The organism is Sphingomonas sp. jy18, assembly GCF_056931895.1.
In genome coordinates this window covers 432803-449920 of record NZ_JBXPBT010000002.1, presented here as the reverse complement: position 1 = coordinate 449920, position 17118 = coordinate 432803, and the positions used below count along the sequence as shown (strand labels likewise).

The window sequence follows — 17118 nt, the reverse complement described above, 5'->3', positions numbered from 1 at the left end:
ACCTGCTTTTGCTGGCATTTTTGTTACAGCGGCGCTAGGTCGTAACCCCAAGACGCTTAGGCCAACGAAAGCAGAAAATTGACCACCGAAAACGAGTCGCCCCAAGACCCGTCGGCGACCCCGCCGTCGCACATCGCCCCCATCAACATCGTCGATGAAATGAAGTCGAGTTACCTCGACTATGCGATGTCCGTTATCGTTTCGCGCGCGCTGCCGGATGTGCGCGACGGGCTGAAGCCCGTGCACCGCCGTATCCTCTATGCCGCGCAGGAAGGCGGCTACGTCGCCGGCCGCCCCTACCGCAAGTCGGCGCGTCTGGTCGGTGACGTCATGGGTAAATATCACCCCCATGGCGACAGCTCGATTTACGATGCCATGGCGCGCATGACCCAGGACTGGGCGATGAGCGTTCCGCTGATCGACGGTCAAGGCAATTTCGGGTCGATGGACCCCGACGCTCCGGCGGCAATGCGTTACACCGAGGCGCGGCTGGCCAAGGTCGCCAACTACCTGCTCGACGACATCGACAAGGACACGGTCGATTTCCAGCCCAACTATGACGGCTCGGAAGAAGAGCCGACCGTGCTTCCGGCCCGCTTCCCAAACATTTTGGTCAATGGCGCTGGCGGTATCGCGGTCGGTATGGCGACCAACATTCCGCCGCACAATCTGGGCGAGGTGATCGACGCCTGCATCGCTACCATCGACAATCCGGCGATCACCACCGACGAGCTGATCGAGATCGTCCCTGCCCCCGATTTTCCCACCGGGCCGCTCATCCTCGGTCAGGGCGGCGCGCGCGCGGCCTATCACACCGGCCGCGGCTCGATCATGATGCGCAGCCGGCACAAGATCGAGACCGGCCGCGGCGACCGGCAATCGATCGTGCTGACCGCCATTCCCTTTCAGGTCGGCAAGGCCGGGCTGGTCGAAAAGATCGCCGAAGCCGCCAAGGACAAGCGGATCGAAGGCATCAGCGACATCCGCGATGAATCGAATCGCGAAGGCGTGCGCATCGTCATTGATCTGAAGCGCGATGCCAGCCCCGAAGTCGTGCTCAACCAGCTGTGGCGCTACACCCCGGCCCAGTCGAGCTTCCCGGCCAACATGCTTGCCATCCGCAGCGGCCGGCCGGAGATTCTCGGCCTCAGGGACATCATCACCAGCTTCATCGCCTTCCGCGAGCAGGTGATCACCCGCCGTACCAAGTTCGAGCTGGCCAAGGCACGTGACCGCGCGCACATCTTGCTCGGCCTGGTGGTTGCGGTGACCAATCTCGACGAGGTGGTGCGCATCATCCGCGGCAGTGCCAATGCCGCCGAGGCGCGCGCCGCCCTGCTCGCCCGCGAATGGCCGGTGGCGGAAATCGCGCCCTACATCGCGCTGGTTGAGGCTGTCGAAAGCAGCGAACCGGGCGAAGGCTATCACTTGTCCGACGCGCAGGTCCGCGCCATCCTCGACTTGCGGCTGCATCGTCTGACCGCGCTCGGCCGGGACGAGATCGGCGACGAGCTCAGGAAGCTCGCCACCGTGATCGAAGAGCTGCTCGCCATCCTCGGCGACCGCGCGGTGCTCTACGCGCTGATGCGCGAGGAGCTGGAGGCGGTGAAGGCGGCTTATCCCAGCCCGCGCCGCAGCGAGGTTGTCGCCGCCGCCGATGGCATCGACGATGAGGATCTGATCGAGCGCGAAGAGATGGTCGTCACCGTCACGCTCGATGGTTACATCAAGCGCACGCCCCTCGACACCTTCCGTGCGCAGCGTCGTGGCGGCAAGGGCCGCGCCGGCATGGCGACCAAGGACGAGGATGTCGTCACCAACCTCTTCGTCACCTCGACCCATACCCCGGTACTGTTTTTCTCCACCCTCGGCCGCGTCTATCGCCTCAAGGTATGGCGTCTGCCCGAAGGCGGCCCCGCCACCCGCGGCCGCCCGATGATCAATCTGCTGCCGCTGGCCGATGGCGAGACCATCTCGACCGTGCTGCCGCTGCCCGAGGACGAGGCCGAGTGGGGTGCCCTCCACGTGATGTTCGCCACCGCAAAGGGATCGGTGCGTCGCAACAGCATGGACGCCTTCACCAACGTCCCCACCGCCGGCAAGATCGCCATGAAATTCGAAGGCGAAGACGCCGATGACGCATTGATCGGCGTGGCCCTGCTCTCCGAAGGCGACGATGTGCTGCTGGCGAGCCGCGACGGCAAGGCGATTCGTTTCCCCAGCGAAGATGTTCGCGAATTCCAGAGCAGGAACTCGACCGGCGTGCGCGGCATGACACTCAAGCCGGGCGATGCCGTGATCTCGCTGTCGATCCTGCATCGCAGCGGCGCGACTGCAGAGGAACGCGAGGCCTATCTGCGCCACGCGCCGTGGAAAGGCGAACGCGATGGCGAGCCGACGCTGCCCGCCGAGCGCATCGCCGATCTCGCGGCGCGTGAACAGTTCATCCTGACGGTCTGCGCCAATGGCTATGGCAAGTTGAGCTCCGCCTATGAGTATCGGCGCACCGGGCGTGGCGGCCAGGGCATCACCAACATCGACAATATCGGTCGCAACGGCCCCGTGGTAGCGAGCTTCCCCGCTGTTCAATCCGATCAGCTGATGCTGGTCACCGATCAGGCCAAGCTGATCCGGCTCGGCCTCGACACGCTGCGGGTTATCGGTCGAGGCACGGCAGGCGTGCGGCTGTTCAATGTTGCCGATGACGAGCATGTCGTCAGTGCCGCAAAGATCGGCGATGATGGTGCGGACGATGGCAGCACGGACGACGAGGGTTCGGCCGCGACAGAGGCATGACGGGCGTGCCCCGGGCCAAGGCCCGGGGCTGCCACCCTTCCGGCTTCGGCCCGGCTCGATCCCAAATTCAGGTGAGTGACGTCATGCCCCATCCCGCGACCGCGTTCAAAATCCTGACCGCCGAACAGTGGACCAGCCTCCAGCGCGACGGCCTGTTTCACGGTGCGCCGGTGGACATCGCCGATGGCTACATCCACATGTCTACCTCAGATCAGTTGGCAGGAACTTTGGCCAAGCACTTCGCAGGCCAGATCAATCTGACCATTGCCGAAATCGACCTGTCGCTGTTCGGCGATGAGCTGAAGTGGGAAGTGTCGCGCGGCGGCGCGCTGTTTCCGCACCTCTATGCGCCTTTGCCGATGGCTGCAGTGGTCGGTCACCGCAAGGCCTGAAGGCTGGCTAGGCCACATTCTGGTCTGCGTCGGAGCGTACGGACGGGCGCGCATCAGGCGACTTGACGAATGCAGCCAAGAGTCCGCACTCTCACCGGATGACGCTGACACTATCCCCGAGCGGCCAAGCTTGCGGCGCGACCGCAACCGGAATCGACCTGACCCGAGCAATCTCCCCCGACGTGATCGCCCAGATCCGGGCCGCATGGCTCGAGCATCATGTTCTGTCCTTTCCCGGACAGGCGATGGACGACGATGATCTGGAAGCGCTGACGCTGGCGATGGGCGGGTTCGGTGACGATCCGTTCTTTGCGCCGATACCGGGCCGCACGCATATCGCCGCCGTGCGTCGCAATGCCGATGAGACCACGCCGATCTTTGCCGAGAACTGGCATGCCGACTGGAGCTTTCAGGCGCGTCCGCCGGCGGGCACCTGCCTGCGCGCCGTAACCATCCCGCCGCATGGCGGGGATACGCTGTTCGCCAATCAGCATGCCGCCTGGGAGGCGCTGCCGGAGGCGCGCAAGGCTCAACTGGCCGATTTGATTGCCATCCACTCCGCCCGGCTGCCCTATGCGCCGGACGGCAGCTATGGCGTGGGTGATCAGGCCAAGGGGCGGAGCATGGACATCCGCCCCAGCGAGGCTGCGCTGGCCACGCAGACGCACCCGCTGGTGCCAGCGCATCCCGAGACCGGGCGGCGCGGCTTTTATTCGACGCTGGGCTATATCATCGGCATCGAAGGCATGGCCGATGCGGAGGCGTTGCCGCTGCTGATGGAGCTGCAGGCGTGGCAGGGCGACGAGCGCTTCGTTTATCGCCACCGCTGGGAACCGGACATGCTGGTGATGTGGGACAACCGCTCCGTGCTGCACCGCGCGACCGGCGGATATGAAGGCCATGACCGGCTGCTGCACCGCACGACGATCGCAGCCTGGGCGGGCTAAGACGGAGCCATTGCGGCGACCCAGCCGGCCCGCGCTTCGGCCACCATCGCCCTGAGGCGGTCCGCCGCGCGGCGCCAAGCCGCGTCGGTCGCATCGGTCCAGGCCGCACCCGCTGTATCGCGCATCACGTCGACTGTCAGGTCGATCCAGGCGTCATATTCCTCGGCAGGCAGGGGGCCATATTGGCGATGGGTAAAGGTCAGCTCGTTGACCAACCCCTGCACCCAGCTCTCTCCCGCGGCGAGACCGAACATCATCTGCACGGTCTCATTGGTCATCCGCGGTGCGGCGGCCTCGAGATTGTAGAATGTCGGCCGGCGACCGGGAAAGGCGGCGAAGAAGCGGTCGAACAGCACCAGCCGAAGATCGGGAGCACCCGCTTCGACCGCATCGGCCACGGCAACCAGGCTGGCCTCCATCAACGCCGCGTCGGATAATGTGTCGGTCATGCACCCCTTCCCGAGACAGGATCGGCGCGCAGCGGAGTGAAGTCAATCGGCCGTCACCTGCGCTGCGGGCAAAAAAAGCGGTGCGACCCCTTGGTCAGGCCGCCTTGGCGCCCAGCCCCTGACCGAAGACCACCCGTTCCTTCGACGAAACCCCTGTACGGGCGAGCGCCTTGGCATCGTACAGCGCCCGGTCGGCAGCGGCGAACAGCGCGTCGATACTCTCCCCGTCGTGCGGCCAGCGTGCCACGCCGACGCTGGCGCCGATAGCGATGCTGTGCCCGGCGATTATCCCCGGTCGCGCCAGGGCGCTGAGCATGTGTCCGCCCACAGCCTCGGCCGTCAGCGTGGAAGATGGCGGCAGCAGGATGGCGAATTCGTCCCCGCCCAGCCGCGCGACCACGGCATCATCGCCGGCGGCCGCGCTCAGCCGCTGAGCGACATCCTTGAGCAGCAAGTCACCGACGCCGTGCCCGTAGCAATCGTTGATCGGCTTGAACCCGTCGAGATCGAGCAAGGCGACGCAGAAACTTTCCGGACTGCGCTTGCCGACCAAGGCCGACAGTCGCTCGTCGAGCCCGCGGCGGTTGAGCAGTCCGGTGAGCGGATCGGTTTCGGACAATATCCGCATCTGGCGTTGCAGCAGCAGCAGATCGACGAGCTGCCCATGTTGCTGAACGATCATGCGCATCAGGAAGGCGGTCGCCACCAGCAAGCTGGTGCCCGCCGCCAGGTCCATGCGGTCACCCGAGGTCAGCAGCAGCACGGTCACCGGAATGATGCCGATGGCGAGGTTGGCGAGTGCCGCCACGCGCACGCTGGCCAGGCAATAGCCGGTCGCCAGCGAGCCAAGCGTCATTATCATCGCGTAATAGATGCCTTCGCCATGGGGGGCACCCAACCAGCTCATCACCGCCCAGCCCGAGCAGGCGCAGGCCATCACGCTCGACACCCAAGTCGACTCCTTGATGAGGTGCGCGGCACGCCGTGTACTGGTGGCGACGTAAAGCTCGCGACGCAGAGACAGATAGCCCGCAAAACAGGCGATCGCCATCGCCAGCGGCAATCCGATGCGCACCCACAGCGGCGCGCCGTCGCTGGCGGCATAGGCCGCCGTCGGCGTCGTCAGGAACAGGGTGAGAAACAATAACCGGGATTGATGCTGCATCCGTGACGCGGTGAGGCGGAGAAATTCGTCGCGAATTTCCGCGGGCACCGGCGGATAAAGAGCGGTGCGGATTTTCGATATGGTCCCGGTCATGCGGCGGGACTATCCGAAACAAGTAAATAGCGGGTTATTCAGCAAATTTTCAGACAACAAGAGGGTTATCACGACATTAACCTGCCCTCTGTATCGGCTGTGCATCCTATTGAGACAGGAGCCGAGCGATGACCAGAGCGCCCATCCACCCCAGCCTGCCGCAGAATGATACGCCGCAGCAGCAAGCCGCTCGACAGGCGCAGCTCGCCTCTTCGCAGCAGATCTACGTCTGGACCGACGCAATCCCAACACTGCCCAATGTACCCGCCGTCACCGCCGTCCCGACGGCCGACGAACCGACGCTGGAGTGGTTTTTGAAGCTCGGTGGCATTCTGCTTGGCCTCGCCCGCAACCAGCTTTCGGTCAAATTGAACAGCAGCCTCAAGGGCGAACTGGCGACGACGCCGGCTACCATCGCCGCGCAGCATGCACGCTGCGATGCGATCGAGGCCGATCTCGCGGCGATGGCCGCCCGCCATGCCCCGCACATCGCTGCGGCCAAGCCGGGCCTGGTCGGCGATCTGGTCGCCGTAGCCGACGATGCAGCAGCGGCAGTCGATTTCGCCCGCGCTCGCGATCATGCTTGCGAGCTCAAGGACATGGTCACGATGAGCGATGAGGAGCGAAGCGCGATCGGCAGCAGCGCCAACATGGGCGCGACGCTGGACGATTATCGCGCCTTGTTCGCCACGTTGCCCCTGCCCGCCATCGCCTGGACATTCGTCGACGATGCCACCTTTGCCCGTCTGCGCGTGGCCGGGCCCAACAGCGTCCTCATCGAAGGCATCTCCGCCCTGCCCGCCAATTTCCCGCTCAGCGACGCCGACTATGCGGCAGTGGTCAATGGCGACACGCTCGACGCGGCGCTCGCTGAAAACCGGATTTACCTGTGCGATTACGCGCCGCTTTCGGTGCTGGTCGATGGCGAATGGGACGGCATGCCCAAATATGTCTGGCAGCCAATGGCGCTGTTCGCCGTGCCGCCGGGCGGTGCCTCGCTTGTGCCCGTTGCGATCCAGTGCGGCCAGGATCCCTCGACCGGCCCGATCTTCACCCCGTCCGTTTCCGCCGATGCGGCGTGGGGCTGGGAAATGGCCAAGCTGATCGTGCAGGTCGCAGACGGCAATTATCACGAGCTGTTCGCGCATCTTGCCCGCACCCATCTGGTGATCGAGGCGGTGACCGTCGCGACGCACCGTCATCTGGCGACGCAGCACCCGATCTGGGCGCTGCTGGTGCCGCATTGCGAGGGCACACTGTTCATCAACGATCAGGCGGCAACCTCGCTGATCAAGCAAGGCGGCCCGATCGACCATATCTTCGGCGGCACCATTACCTCCAGCCAGCTTGCGGCGAGCGGCGCGCGGCTGGATTTCGATTTCCCCAGCCACTGTCTTCCTGCCAATCTCGTCGCCCGCAATGTCGCCGATGCCGCTGCGCTGCCCGATTATCCGTACCGCGACGATGCGCTGCTGGTGTGGAACGCCATCAACCAATGGGCACAGCAATATGTGCACATCTATTATGCGGACGACGCTGCCGTTGTCGCCGACACCGAACTGGCGGCGTGGACGACCTGCATAGAGACCGAAGGCAAGCTCAAGGGTTTCGGCCCCATCGCCACCCGTGCAGCGCTGGTCGATGCGTGCACGATGATCATCTTTACCGCCAGCGCCCAGCATGCCGCCGTCAACTTCCCGCAGAAAGATATCATGGCGTTTGCGCCAGCGGTGACCGGGGCGGGATGGTCGCAGGCGCCAACCAGCCAGGCCGGCCACGCCAAGACGCAGTGGCTGGGTCAGATGCCGCCGCTCAGCCTTGCGCTCGAGCAACTCAACGTATTGGTGCTGTTGGGCTCGCTCCACTACCGTCCGCTCGGCGATTATCGCAGCAACGATTATCCCTACAAACCGTGGTTCCAGGATCCCCAGATCGTCGGGACGGGTTGCGCGCTGCCGCGCTTCCAGCAGACGCTGGCCGAAGTTGAAGCCCGCATCATCGAGCGTAACAGCGATCGGATGTGGCCCTACCCTTATCTTCAACCCAGCCTGATACCGACCAGCATCAACATCTGACCGGGGCCGTCAGGCGACGCGCGCCTCGACATCGCGCGCGTCGAGCGCCTCGCCGCATTCGGAACAGGTGAGCACCGAGCTGAAGTCATGGCCGCATGCCTTGTGGCGATGGATCACCGGCGGGCCATCGGCGTCGCCAAGATGCGCATCGCCCCAATGCACCAAGCTCAGAATGACCGGATACAGCGCGAGACCCTTCTCGGTCAGCCGATACTCATGGCGCAGCGGACGCTGCTGGTAGGCGACTTTTTCCAGCACGCCATCGGCGACCAGACCTGCCAATCGCTCGGTCAACACACGTCGGGCGATGGAGAGCCGCGTCTGGAAATCCTCGAACCGGCGCACCTTGAGGAAGGCCTCGCGCAGCACCAGCAGCGTCCAGCGGTCGCCCACCACTGCCAGCGCCCGGGCAAGCGAGCATCGTTCCGAGGAGAGTTCCTTCCATTTCATCACAGCGCATTTGCCATTGACTCAGTTCCTTTTCAAGACTCATTAGTCTTGAAACCAGACTGACTGGGAGACTCGGATGGAACAGCGCAATGCCAGCGTCGCCATTATCGGTGCGGGCGATTTCATCGGCGCGGCGATTGCGCGCCGGTTTGCGGCGGAAGGGTACAAGGTGCATGGCGGGCGGCGCGGTGGCGAGAAGCTGGCACCGCTGGTAGCGGAGATCGGCGCCGCAGGCGGCAGTTTCACTGGCCATACGCTCGATGCCCGCAGCGAAGCCGAGATCGCCGCTTTCCTGGCTGCTGCGGAGGCGGATGCACCGCTGGACCTGTGCATCTTCAACGTCGGCGCGAATGTGAACTTCCCCCTGCTCGACACCACGGAAAGGGTGTTCCGCAAGGTCTGGGAAATGGCCTGTTACGCAGGCTTCCTCAGCGGACGCGAGGCTGCACGGCTGATGTTGCCACGCGGCAAGGGCTCGATCTTCTTTACTGGCGCCACGGCGAGCGTACGCGGTGGCAAGGGCTATGCCGCTTTTGCCTCGGCCAAGGCGGGGCTACGCGCCACTGCGCAGGCGATGGCGCGCGAACTCGGCCCTAAGGGCATCCATGTTGCCCATCTGGTCGTGGATTCGGGCGTCGACACCGCGTGGGTGCGTGCACGCATCGGTGCAGGGGACGATCTGCCACCCGACCGGCTGATGAACCCTTCCTCCATCGCCGATACCTACTGGATGCTGCACAACCAGCCACGCGATGCCTGGACGCATGAGCTCGATCTGCGACCCTATGGAGAGACTTGGTAAGGAGACCAGCCATGACCAACGCAACTTTCTGGTTCGATTTCGCCAGCCCTAATGCCTATCTCGCCCACCGCGTGATACCGGGGATCGAGGCGCGGACCGGCGCGCGCTTTCACTATGTGCCGACCCTGCTTGGCGGCCTGTTCAAGCTGACCGGCAACCAGGCGCCGATGATCGCCTTCGCCGGTATCCCCAACAAGCTGGCCTATGAGCGGCGGGAGATGGAGCGCTTCATCGCCCGGCATAGCCTGACCGAATTTCGCATGAACCCGCATTTCCCGGTGATGACACTGGCGCTGATGCGCACGGCCGTTGCCGCCGAGGCCGAGGGGCTGTTGCCGGCCTATACCGAGGCAATGTTCCATTACATGTGGGAAGACCCGCGCAAGCTCGACGACATCGACGTGCTTGCCGCCACCATCGCCGAGGCCGGCTTGCCCGCCGACGCCCTGCTCGCCCGCGCGCAGGAACCCGATATCAAGGCGCGGCTCGTCGCCAATACCGACGATGCCTATGCCAAGGGCGCCTTCGGCATCCCCAGCTTCATGGTCGATGGCGAATTGTGGTTCGGCAAGGACAAGCTGCATGAGGTAGAAGCGGCCATGACTGGCGCGACATGATGGAGAACCCGAAACCCTGAGCTAGTCGAACGGCGCTTCTCGTTAATTCGATGGGCCTTTCGACAGGCTCAGGGCGACAGGCAAAAAGCGCATTCAGCGCACTAGGCTGGCTTTCTGTTGTGGTGCATCGCATAGACAGCGAATGGAAACCGCCCCCTCCCCCCGCCGCTGGATCGGCCCGGCCATAATCACCGCTTTCGTCGCGATCGCGGTGGTCATCGGCCTTGCCCCACGTGGTCCCAAGGGCAATTTCATCGAATCCACCGAATTCCAGACGGTGATGGATCGCACGCCAAGCGGCCAATCGCAGCCCCTGCCGGGCCGATTGACCTCCACCCCCACGAGCAGCTTTCGCGCCGCGGACAATCGCTGGTGCCGCAGCTACAGTCTTGCCGGCAGCATAGAAGGCACCGGCATCGTCTGCCGCCGCGATGGTGAGTGGGCGAGCGAGGCGCGTTCCGACGTGCGCGACAGCGATGGCACGCTGGCGGCCGCGCGCGCACGCCTGGGGGCTCGGACGGTCAGCGAAGAAGAGGAAGCTGCGCTGTTGGCCGCAGAGTAGCAGGGTCCCGCAATGCCACCTGCGCCGTCGCCGCCCGGCCCCTAATCCTCAGCCACTGGCCACCTCGCGTCACTTGGGGCTCCAAGCCCCGGATCAGGCCTGTGGCGTGGGCGATGGCATGCTGGCGTCCGCCGTCAACGTCCGCACCACACCCCAAGCGATCAGCGCCTGCCCGCCGAAATAGAGCGGCCAGACCGACAGACGCCTGAGTTCTACCGGCAGCAGCTCCGCCTGTCCGGCGAAAATCGCCAGATCACTGACAACGAACAGGAGCGCGCCGATGCCGGTGCGGTAGCGGGGGAAGCGACTGGACCATGCGGTTGCCGCCATGATGGCGGCAATGGCAACATATCCGACGGCAATCGGCCAATCGGGGTGCGGTGCTGTGATCGCCCAGGCGCTCAGCACCACCGATGGCGGCAACAGCCAGGCCAGCGCGCGCTGCGATGCCGTCGGTGCCGGACGGCGGTTGCGGATATAGAGAGCAATCGCGAGCAGATGGCCGATGACGAAGGCGATGGCACCGACCTTCAATCCATAAATGTTGAGCAGTACATCCCCGGTCGCGCCGGCCGCCAGCACTGTCGCGATCAGCCAACCATCGTTCGAGCGGGCCTGCATCGCTGCCCACAACGCCAGCAGACCGATCGACGTTCCTTTCCAAGCCGTCACCCACGGTCCCTGCCAGTCACCCAGCACCGGCAGCGTGTAGCTTACTCCGGCCATAATCGCCGCCCACCAGATTGCTCGCGTCATTGTGCCTCCCCTTTCGCAGGTGCTTGCCCCATCGCGCCCGATTGGCCAAGAGCGCGCCATGTCCCAAAATCATCACATCCACATCATCGGTGGCGGCCTGGCTGGCAGCGAGGCTGCGTGGCAACTGGCGCAAGCCGGGTTCCGTGTCCGGCTCTCCGAAATGCGTGGATCGGGCGAGATGACGCCCGCGCACCAGACCGATGGCCTTGCCGAGATGGTCTGTTCCAACAGCTTCCGCTCGGATGATGGCGACAAGAATGCGGTCGGGCTGCTGCATCGCGAGATGCGCGCGCTGGAATCGCTGATCATGCGTGAGGCGGACAAGACCAAGGTGCCCGCGGGGTCAGCCCTGGCGGTCGACCGCGACCATTTCTCCGCCGGGGTCACCGCTGCGCTTGCAGCACACCCCAATGTCACTATCGTCCGGGAACGGATCGACACGCTGCCGAGCGCAGGCCTGACCATCGTCGCCACCGGCCCGCTCACCGCGATGGACCTTGCGGAAAGCATCGGCGCGGTCACCGGAAAGGACGCTCTGGCCTTCTTCGACGCCATCGCGCCCATCGTCTATCGCGACAGCATCGACATGGACATCTGCTGGATGGCCAGTCGCTGGGACAAGGTCGGGCCGATGGGCGACGGCAAGGACTATATCAACTGCCCGATGGACAAGGACCAGTACCACGGCTTCGTGCAGGGGCTGCGCGATGGCGAGAAGACCGAGTTCAAGCAGTGGGAGAAAGACACGCCCTACTTCGATGGCTGCATGCCGATCGAAGTCATGGCGGAACGCGGGCTGGAAACACTGCGCTTCGGCCCGATGAAAGGCGTCGGCCTCGACAATCCCCGCACCGGCCGCTGGCCTTATGCCGTCGTCCAGCTCCGGCAAGACAATGCGCTGGGGACCTTGTGGAACATGGTCGGCTTCCAGACCAAGCTGAAACACGCCGAACAGGTCCGACTGTTCCGCACGATCCCCGGTCTTGAGAACGCCGAGTTCGCGCGGCTGGGCGGTCTGCACCGCAACAGTTTCATCCGTTCCCCTGAGCTGCTCGACAGCCAATTGCGGCTGAAGAGCGCACCGCACATCCGCTTTGCCGGGCAGATCACCGGCTGCGAAGGCTATGTCGAAAGCGCTGCGATCGGGCTGATCGCGGCACGCTTTGCCGCGGCAGAACTGGCTGGCCGCACCCTGCCCCCGCCCCCGGCGGAAACCGCACTCGGTGCGCTGCTCGGGCACATCACCGGCGGGGCCGATGCCGATAGCTATCAGCCGATGAACGTCAATTTCGGCCTGTTCCCGCCGATGCCGGACAGCATCCGCAAGGCCGACCGCAAGCTGGCGATGACCGCCCGGGCAGGCGAAGCACTGGCCGCATGGATGCGCAGCGCCGCCTGAGCGGGTAACGTCATCGACGTCTCAGCCCGCCGCGTTCAGCAGCGGCAGCGCGACCGTGCCTCGCGTCGCGGCGCCGTGGTCGCAAATTCGGCAGCGTTAAGCCCGCCCGAACGGTCGGCGTCGGCCCCGGCAAAGCGGTCACTGGTTGCAACAGCCCATTCTTCGAACGACAACAGATTATTGCCGTCGGTATCCAGCCGTTTGAAGGCGTTCGTCCGCGAAGCCATCATTTCGATGCGAGTGACGATACCGTCGCGATTGCGGTCGTAGCGCTGGAAGCGGCGCTCCTCGCGGGTCGCCGCCCGCGCGGCGGGCGGCTCGGGCGGTGGATCGCCTTGCGCATCGGCGGCTGCTTCCGGCAGCGCCGGCGGCGGCGCGATCGCTTCTGCGGCGGGATCGGGCGTAGCGCTGATGCCGTGCCACAGAAAGAAACCGCCGGTCAGCAGCGCAATGGCTGCCAGTCCTCCGAACAGGATTTTGTTCATGCCGAACCTCCATGTCCCGAGAGGCCGCCATTCTACCAGTACTGCACCGATTGTGAAGCCTAGCGTCCGAGCAACCCGACCCGGAACAAGAGCCATTGTTCGCGTCCCGCTGCACGCACGCCGCCATGACGGGCAATCCGCTGCGCTACTGCCGTTATCGCCGCCAGTGGCCGCGGCAGACAGTGCGGCCGCATCGTATCGAACTTGGCTGCGATGGCCGCCCAGTCCGGCTGCTCCGTCACCAGTGCCCGATCGACCATGGCCCAGCCCCGGCCAGCGGCAGCAACGGCAGGCTTATCGTCCTCGCCAATGATCTGTGCGGTCAGCGAGAACAAGGCCGCGCCCCGCTCCCCGTCATCGGCCTCGTCGCCCGCTTCGGCCATCCAAGCCCGGGCCAGCGCGGCCAGCCTTGCCGGTTCGATCTGCGCCAGCAACTGCTCGGCGACAGTGCGGAGCAACGGTTCCGCAGGCGCCGCGCCGGGCCGCAATGCCATCAACTGTTCCGACCACCAGGTCAGGCGGATCATCCTCAAGGTCGGTTCGCGACCGGCGCGGGCCTGCTCCGCCAGCCGCGCGTCGAGCGACCACAGCGCCAGCACTGCATCGCGCAACGGCTGCGCAACGAGCGGCAGGACGAGCGGATCGGAAAGGCGCAGCATGGGAAAGGGAGACCTGATGTCAGCGGGTTGCCGATGATGCAATGACGTCAACACGCCAAATCATGCTTAACCGCGTCGTTACCAAAGCCCGCAACTGCCTGCAAACCCTGTCCTTCTATGCGGGGCGTAATGACATAGGTCTGCCTTTTGCTGGCAGGCCAAATTGGGGCTTCAGGCGGATCATGAAACATCAGGGAACTTTCCTGCAGCGTTTGCGGCGCGACCAGCGCGGCAACGTCATGTATCTCACCGCCGGCCTGATCGTGCCGATCTTCGCCACCATCGGTTCCGGCGTGGATCTGGGCCAGGCGTATATGGCCAAATCCCGCCTGCAGCAGGCATGCGACGCCGGCGTGCTCGCCGGGCGCAAGATCATGGCTGACGGCAACTATGGCGACGATGCCCGCACTGCTGCCAACAACATGTTCAATTTCAACTATCCGACCGGCATCTATGACAGCACCAACGTCACATTCGACACCGACCAACGCGGTGCAGCCGAGGTAACCGGGGAAGCCAAGGCAACTGTTCAAACCATCATAATGAGCATGTTCGGCAAGGAAGAGTTCAACCTGGTCGTCACCTGCGCCGCCAAGCTGGAAATCTCGAACGCCGATATCATGTTCGTGCTCGATACCACGGGCTCGATGGCCGACACCAACACGGGTGACGCCACCAACAAGATCACCGCGTTGAAGACCGAGGTGATGTCCTTCTTCGACACGGTGGCCTCGGCGCAGCAGGGTGACTCGATCATCCGCTATGGCGTGGTGCCCTATTCGTCGAACGTGAACGTCGGCCGCCTGCTCTACGCCGCCAATACCAGTTGGATCGAACCCAATTTGAGCATCCCGTCGCGGACGGGCAGCTGGGTGCAGACCGGCACCACCGGACCGACCACCACGTTCGGGAGCTGGAGCAGCTATTCGGCCTGGGCCAACACAGGGGTGACGGTGTCGGGCCGGACCAGCAGCAATTGTTCCAGCGCGCCCGCGCCTGCGACAACGGTGACTAACGGCACCGCAACGACAAACACGTCGGTTGCCGGAAGCAACCCGGAAACGACAACGACGACGTCTACGCTGACCCAGACCGAGGCGTCCTTCCAGAATGTCTGGTCGTCGAGCGCGTGCCGCGAACAGCGCCGGACGCGCACCCGCTCGTCCACCACGACATCCACGGTCACCCGCGAGTTCCGTTACACCTACCGCATGACCACCTTCAACACGACCCCGGTGTTGACTGGCGGGACGGTGAGTGCGGCCAGCGGTGCTTTCGGGGCGAATGTCTCGGCAAGCTGGAACGGATGCATCATGGAACGGGATACCGTCGCGTTCGACGATACCGCTTCCATACCTCCCGGCACGTTCGATCTCGATGTCGATCTCGTCCCCACGTCGAGTGCGACACGCTGGCGTGTGTTCCTGCCCGCCCTTGCGCATCCGCGGGCCAGCCATCCCAGCAACAGTCAATCGCCGTCACCGACCGATCTTGTCACGACGTCAGATTTCCCGGCCTACACAAACTATTCGTCCGGCGGCTGGGACGCCTGCCCCAGTCAGGCGATGAAGCTGACGGCTCTGACCAGCGCAAACCGCGCGGAGCTGCAGTCCTATGTAAATGGCTTGGTCGCCATCGGCGGTACTTACCATGACGTAGGGATGATCTGGGGTACCAGGCTGATCTCTCCGACCGGCCTGTTCGCTTCCGAAAATGCCACAGCAACCAACGGCATGCCGATCAGCCGCCACATCATCTTCATGACTGACGGTCAGATGGCGCCAAACCCAGGCATCTACGGCTTCCAAGGCATCGAATATCATCATGGTAGGGTTGGTTCGACGAGCACAGCCGAACTGACGCTGCGCCACAATCGCCGCTTCCTCGCTGCTTGCGACGCAGCAAAATCGCGAAACATCACCGTCTGGGTGGTCAGCTTTGGCACGTCGCTGAGCGCCGACATGCGCGCCTGCGCAAGCGGCGACAAGGCCTACCAGGCGTCGAACAATGCCGCGCTGCGAACCCAGTTCCAGGCCATCGCCCAGCAGATCACGCGTCTGAGGCTTTCCGAATGACCCGCTTTGCTACGCCCAGAGCCCACAACCGCGGCATGCTGCGCGACGATCGCGGCGCCTACATGATGGAGTTCGCTCTGATCATGCCGGCATTCCTGATGCTGGTGATGGGCATTTTCGACATCGGCATGCAGATGTATGCCAAATCAGTGCTTGCCGGTGCGGTCGAGCAGGCCGCACGGCTGAGCACGCTCGAGACCAATAACACCAGCCAGTCCGCGGTCGATCAGGCGGTGCGCGATCAGGTCGGGCGCGCCGCCCGCTACGGAACGCTCGCGTTCAGCCGGCAGAACTATCGCGACTTCAGCTCGGTCGATCAGCCAGAACCCTTCACCGATAGCAACGGAGACGGCGTTCGCAATCCGGGGGAATGCTATACCGACGTTAATGGCAATGGCTCTTGGAGTACCGATGCCGCGCGTTCGGGACAGGGCGGTGCAAGCGACGTCGTGGTCTATCGGGTCAGCCTGACCTTCGACCGCCTGTTCCCCTTGTGGAAGATGCTCGGCGAGCCGCAGAGCAAGACCATTACCGTAACCACCGTGTTGCGGAACCAGCCATTCGACACCCAATCCACCGGAGTTGTGATATGCACATGAGCCGACCGGGCGCGCTCGCCCGCCTCCGCGCCGTGGCCGCACGGCTGCGCAGCGATGTGCGTGCTGTCGCCTTCGTCGAAACCGCTTTCACGCTGCCGGTCCTGTTGACCGCCGGCCTGGGCGGTCTCGAAATCGCCAATCTGATGATTACCCACACCCGCATCTCCGGGGTGGCGCTTGCGGCAGCAGATAACGCATCCCGCATTGCCTCGGGCAGCAATCTGGCGCTGCCGCAGGTGCGTGAGGTCGATGTCAACGACGTCTTCACCGGCGCCAATCTGCAGGGCGGGAATCTCAATATTGAAACCAACGGGCGGATCGTGTTGTCCAGCCTGGAAGTCAACCCCGATGGCGGGCAGTGGATTCACTGGCAGCGCTGTTTCGGCGCGAAGAACTGGGGGTCGCGCTATGGAGCCGAAGGCGTTGGTGCGACCGGAACCGGCTTTGCCGGCATGGGGCCGACCGGCCGGGAAGTAAAGGCATCTGTCGGCAACCCGGTGATGTTCGTCGAAATATTCTACGAATATCAGCCATTTCTGTTCGGCAGCTTCGTCGGATCGAAGCGGATCGAATATCAGGCAGCGTTCACCGTGCGCGATGCCCGCGACACATCGAACATCTTCAATCCCAATCCCGCTGCAACCGTCCGAGGCTGCGGCGGCGCAGCGCCGCCGCCCGACGATGGCAATAATGGCGGGGGCAACGATGCCGGCGGTATCGACCCCACCAATCCGGGGAACCCCTGACAGTCTGCGTCGGGCGATGGGAGCTGGGCTGCCGCCGCGAGTGACAGCCGT

Annotated in this window: 17 protein-coding genes; 11 read left to right on the top strand and 6 right to left on the bottom strand. The window is 64.3% G+C overall.

The window, feature by feature from the left end; translation table 11 throughout:
* The first annotated feature begins 78 nt into the window (after positions 1-78).
* From gyrA to AC0QC4_RS07325, 3 genes are all read left to right on the top strand, one after another.
* Complete coding sequence (gyrA, locus tag AC0QC4_RS07335; RefSeq protein WP_483659079.1) at positions 79-2796, top strand: DNA gyrase subunit A; 2718 nt, start codon at positions 79-81, stop codon at positions 2794-2796.
* A gap of 83 nt (positions 2797-2879) precedes the next feature.
* Positions 2880-3188 (top strand): DUF952 domain-containing protein, encoded by a 309-nt coding sequence (locus AC0QC4_RS07330; protein WP_483659078.1) that lies wholly within the window; start codon positions 2880-2882, stop codon positions 3186-3188.
* Between the two features lie 98 nt (positions 3189-3286).
* Positions 3287-4135 carry a TauD/TfdA dioxygenase family protein gene (locus tag AC0QC4_RS07325; RefSeq protein WP_483659076.1) on the top strand — a complete coding sequence of 283 codons (849 nt, stop codon included), beginning with the start codon at positions 3287-3289 and terminating at the stop codon, positions 4133-4135.
* Here AC0QC4_RS07325 and AC0QC4_RS07320 read toward each other — a convergent pair.
* Both AC0QC4_RS07320 and AC0QC4_RS07315 read right to left on the bottom strand, forming a co-directional pair.
* Complete coding sequence (locus AC0QC4_RS07320) at positions 4132-4584, bottom strand: hypothetical protein (RefSeq protein WP_483659075.1); 453 nt, start codon at positions 4582-4584, stop codon at positions 4132-4134. The two genes, AC0QC4_RS07325 and AC0QC4_RS07320, sit on opposite strands and share 4 nt — an antisense overlap.
* A 94-nt stretch (positions 4585-4678) precedes the next feature.
* Entirely contained in the window at positions 4679-5842 is a 1164-nt protein-coding gene (locus tag AC0QC4_RS07315; protein ID WP_483659074.1) for a GGDEF domain-containing protein, read from the bottom strand.
* A gap of 128 nt (positions 5843-5970) precedes the next feature.
* Here AC0QC4_RS07315 and AC0QC4_RS07310 point away from each other — a divergent pair, with 128 nt between their 5' ends.
* On the top strand, positions 5971-7917 hold the full coding sequence (locus tag AC0QC4_RS07310; protein WP_483659073.1) for a lipoxygenase family protein: 1947 nt from the start codon (positions 5971-5973) through the stop codon (positions 7915-7917).
* 9 nt (positions 7918-7926) lie between these two features.
* On the opposite strand, the gene AC0QC4_RS07305 is transcribed toward AC0QC4_RS07310, so the two are convergent.
* Positions 7927-8367: a winged helix-turn-helix transcriptional regulator gene (locus tag AC0QC4_RS07305; RefSeq protein ID WP_483659072.1), complete on the bottom strand. Its 441-nt coding sequence runs from the start codon at positions 8365-8367 to the stop codon at positions 7927-7929.
* 76 nt (positions 8368-8443) lie between these two features.
* Between AC0QC4_RS07305 and AC0QC4_RS07300 the strand changes: the two genes are divergently transcribed.
* The 3 genes from AC0QC4_RS07300 to AC0QC4_RS07290 all read left to right on the top strand — a co-directional run bounded on the left by AC0QC4_RS07300 (position 8444) and on the right by AC0QC4_RS07290 (position 10348).
* Positions 8444-9169, top strand: coding sequence for an SDR family NAD(P)-dependent oxidoreductase (locus tag AC0QC4_RS07300; protein WP_483659071.1), 726 nt, complete (start codon positions 8444-8446; stop codon positions 9167-9169).
* A gap of 11 nt (positions 9170-9180) precedes the next feature.
* Positions 9181-9786: a DsbA family protein gene (locus AC0QC4_RS07295; protein ID WP_483659070.1), complete on the top strand. Its 606-nt coding sequence runs from the start codon at positions 9181-9183 to the stop codon at positions 9784-9786.
* A 142-nt stretch (positions 9787-9928) separates the two neighbouring features.
* Positions 9929-10348: a hypothetical protein gene (locus AC0QC4_RS07290; RefSeq protein ID WP_483659069.1), complete on the top strand. Its 420-nt coding sequence runs from the start codon at positions 9929-9931 to the stop codon at positions 10346-10348.
* Between the two features lie 93 nt (positions 10349-10441).
* Here AC0QC4_RS07290 and AC0QC4_RS07285 read toward each other — a convergent pair whose 3' ends face one another.
* The gene (locus AC0QC4_RS07285; protein ID WP_483659068.1) at positions 10442-11104 is read right to left on the bottom strand and encodes a lysoplasmalogenase family protein; all 663 of its coding nucleotides are present in this window, start codon (positions 11102-11104) and stop codon (positions 10442-10444) included.
* Between the two features lie 58 nt (positions 11105-11162).
* On the opposite strand from AC0QC4_RS07285, the gene trmFO reads away from it, so the two are divergent.
* Positions 11163-12503 (top strand): methylenetetrahydrofolate--tRNA-(uracil(54)-C(5))-methyltransferase (FADH(2)-oxidizing) TrmFO, encoded by a 1341-nt coding sequence (gene trmFO / locus AC0QC4_RS07280; RefSeq protein WP_483659067.1) that lies wholly within the window; start codon positions 11163-11165, stop codon positions 12501-12503.
* 35 nt (positions 12504-12538) lie between these two features.
* Here the strand turns inward: trmFO and AC0QC4_RS07275 are convergent, their stop codons facing one another.
* Positions 12539-12988: an EF-hand domain-containing protein gene (locus tag AC0QC4_RS07275; protein WP_483659066.1), complete on the bottom strand. Its 450-nt coding sequence runs from the start codon at positions 12986-12988 to the stop codon at positions 12539-12541.
* Between the two features lie 59 nt (positions 12989-13047).
* Positions 13048-13647 (bottom strand): hypothetical protein, encoded by a 600-nt coding sequence (locus AC0QC4_RS07270; RefSeq protein WP_483659065.1) that lies wholly within the window; start codon positions 13645-13647, stop codon positions 13048-13050.
* Positions 13648-13709: 62 nt separating this feature from the next.
* Between AC0QC4_RS07270 and AC0QC4_RS07265 the strand changes: the two genes are divergently transcribed.
* From AC0QC4_RS07265 to AC0QC4_RS07255, 3 genes are read left to right on the top strand one after another with little or no spacing between them, the layout of a single operon-like run.
* Positions 13710-15722 carry a TadE/TadG family type IV pilus assembly protein gene (locus AC0QC4_RS07265; RefSeq protein ID WP_483659064.1) on the top strand — a complete coding sequence of 671 codons (2013 nt, stop codon included), beginning with the start codon at positions 13710-13712 and terminating at the stop codon, positions 15720-15722.
* Positions 15719-16321, top strand: coding sequence for a TadE/TadG family type IV pilus assembly protein (locus AC0QC4_RS07260; protein ID WP_483659063.1), 603 nt, complete (start codon positions 15719-15721; stop codon positions 16319-16321). Before AC0QC4_RS07265 ends, AC0QC4_RS07260 begins: the two co-directional genes overlap by 4 nt.
* Positions 16318-17067 (top strand): TadE/TadG family type IV pilus assembly protein, encoded by a 750-nt coding sequence (locus tag AC0QC4_RS07255; RefSeq protein WP_483659062.1) that lies wholly within the window; start codon positions 16318-16320, stop codon positions 17065-17067. Before AC0QC4_RS07260 ends, AC0QC4_RS07255 begins: the two co-directional genes overlap by 4 nt.
* Positions 17068-17118 lie beyond the last annotated feature (51 nt).

What these genes read in the sequence shown, in the direction of transcription:
- AC0QC4_RS07285 (WP_483659068.1), bottom strand. Translation starts at nt 11,104, where the DNA reads ATGACGCGAGCAATCTGGTGGGCGGCGATTATGGCCGGAGTAAGCTAC.
- AC0QC4_RS07255 (WP_483659062.1), top strand. Translation starts at nt 16,318, where the DNA reads ATGAGCCGACCGGGCGCGCTCGCCCGCCTCCGCGCCGTGGCCGCACGG.
- AC0QC4_RS07295 (WP_483659070.1), top strand. Translation starts at nt 9,181, where the DNA reads ATGACCAACGCAACTTTCTGGTTCGATTTCGCCAGCCCTAATGCCTAT.
- AC0QC4_RS07275 (WP_483659066.1), bottom strand. Translation starts at nt 12,988, where the DNA reads ATGAACAAAATCCTGTTCGGAGGACTGGCAGCCATTGCGCTGCTGACC.
- AC0QC4_RS07290 (WP_483659069.1), top strand. Translation starts at nt 9,929, where the DNA reads ATGGAAACCGCCCCCTCCCCCCGCCGCTGGATCGGCCCGGCCATAATC.
- trmFO (WP_483659067.1), top strand. Translation starts at nt 11,163, where the DNA reads ATGTCCCAAAATCATCACATCCACATCATCGGTGGCGGCCTGGCTGGC.
- AC0QC4_RS07325 (WP_483659076.1), top strand. Translation starts at nt 3,287, where the DNA reads ATGACGCTGACACTATCCCCGAGCGGCCAAGCTTGCGGCGCGACCGCA.
- AC0QC4_RS07260 (WP_483659063.1), top strand. Translation starts at nt 15,719, where the DNA reads ATGACCCGCTTTGCTACGCCCAGAGCCCACAACCGCGGCATGCTGCGC.
- AC0QC4_RS07300 (WP_483659071.1), top strand. Translation starts at nt 8,444, where the DNA reads ATGGAACAGCGCAATGCCAGCGTCGCCATTATCGGTGCGGGCGATTTC.
- AC0QC4_RS07270 (WP_483659065.1), bottom strand. Translation starts at nt 13,647, where the DNA reads ATGCTGCGCCTTTCCGATCCGCTCGTCCTGCCGCTCGTTGCGCAGCCG.
- AC0QC4_RS07315 (WP_483659074.1), bottom strand. Translation starts at nt 5,842, where the DNA reads ATGACCGGGACCATATCGAAAATCCGCACCGCTCTTTATCCGCCGGTG.
- AC0QC4_RS07305 (WP_483659072.1), bottom strand. Translation starts at nt 8,367, where the DNA reads ATGAAATGGAAGGAACTCTCCTCGGAACGATGCTCGCTTGCCCGGGCG.
- AC0QC4_RS07265 (WP_483659064.1), top strand. Translation starts at nt 13,710, where the DNA reads ATGCTTAACCGCGTCGTTACCAAAGCCCGCAACTGCCTGCAAACCCTG.
- AC0QC4_RS07310 (WP_483659073.1), top strand. Translation starts at nt 5,971, where the DNA reads ATGACCAGAGCGCCCATCCACCCCAGCCTGCCGCAGAATGATACGCCG.
- AC0QC4_RS07330 (WP_483659078.1), top strand. Translation starts at nt 2,880, where the DNA reads ATGCCCCATCCCGCGACCGCGTTCAAAATCCTGACCGCCGAACAGTGG.
- AC0QC4_RS07320 (WP_483659075.1), bottom strand. Translation starts at nt 4,584, where the DNA reads ATGACCGACACATTATCCGACGCGGCGTTGATGGAGGCCAGCCTGGTT.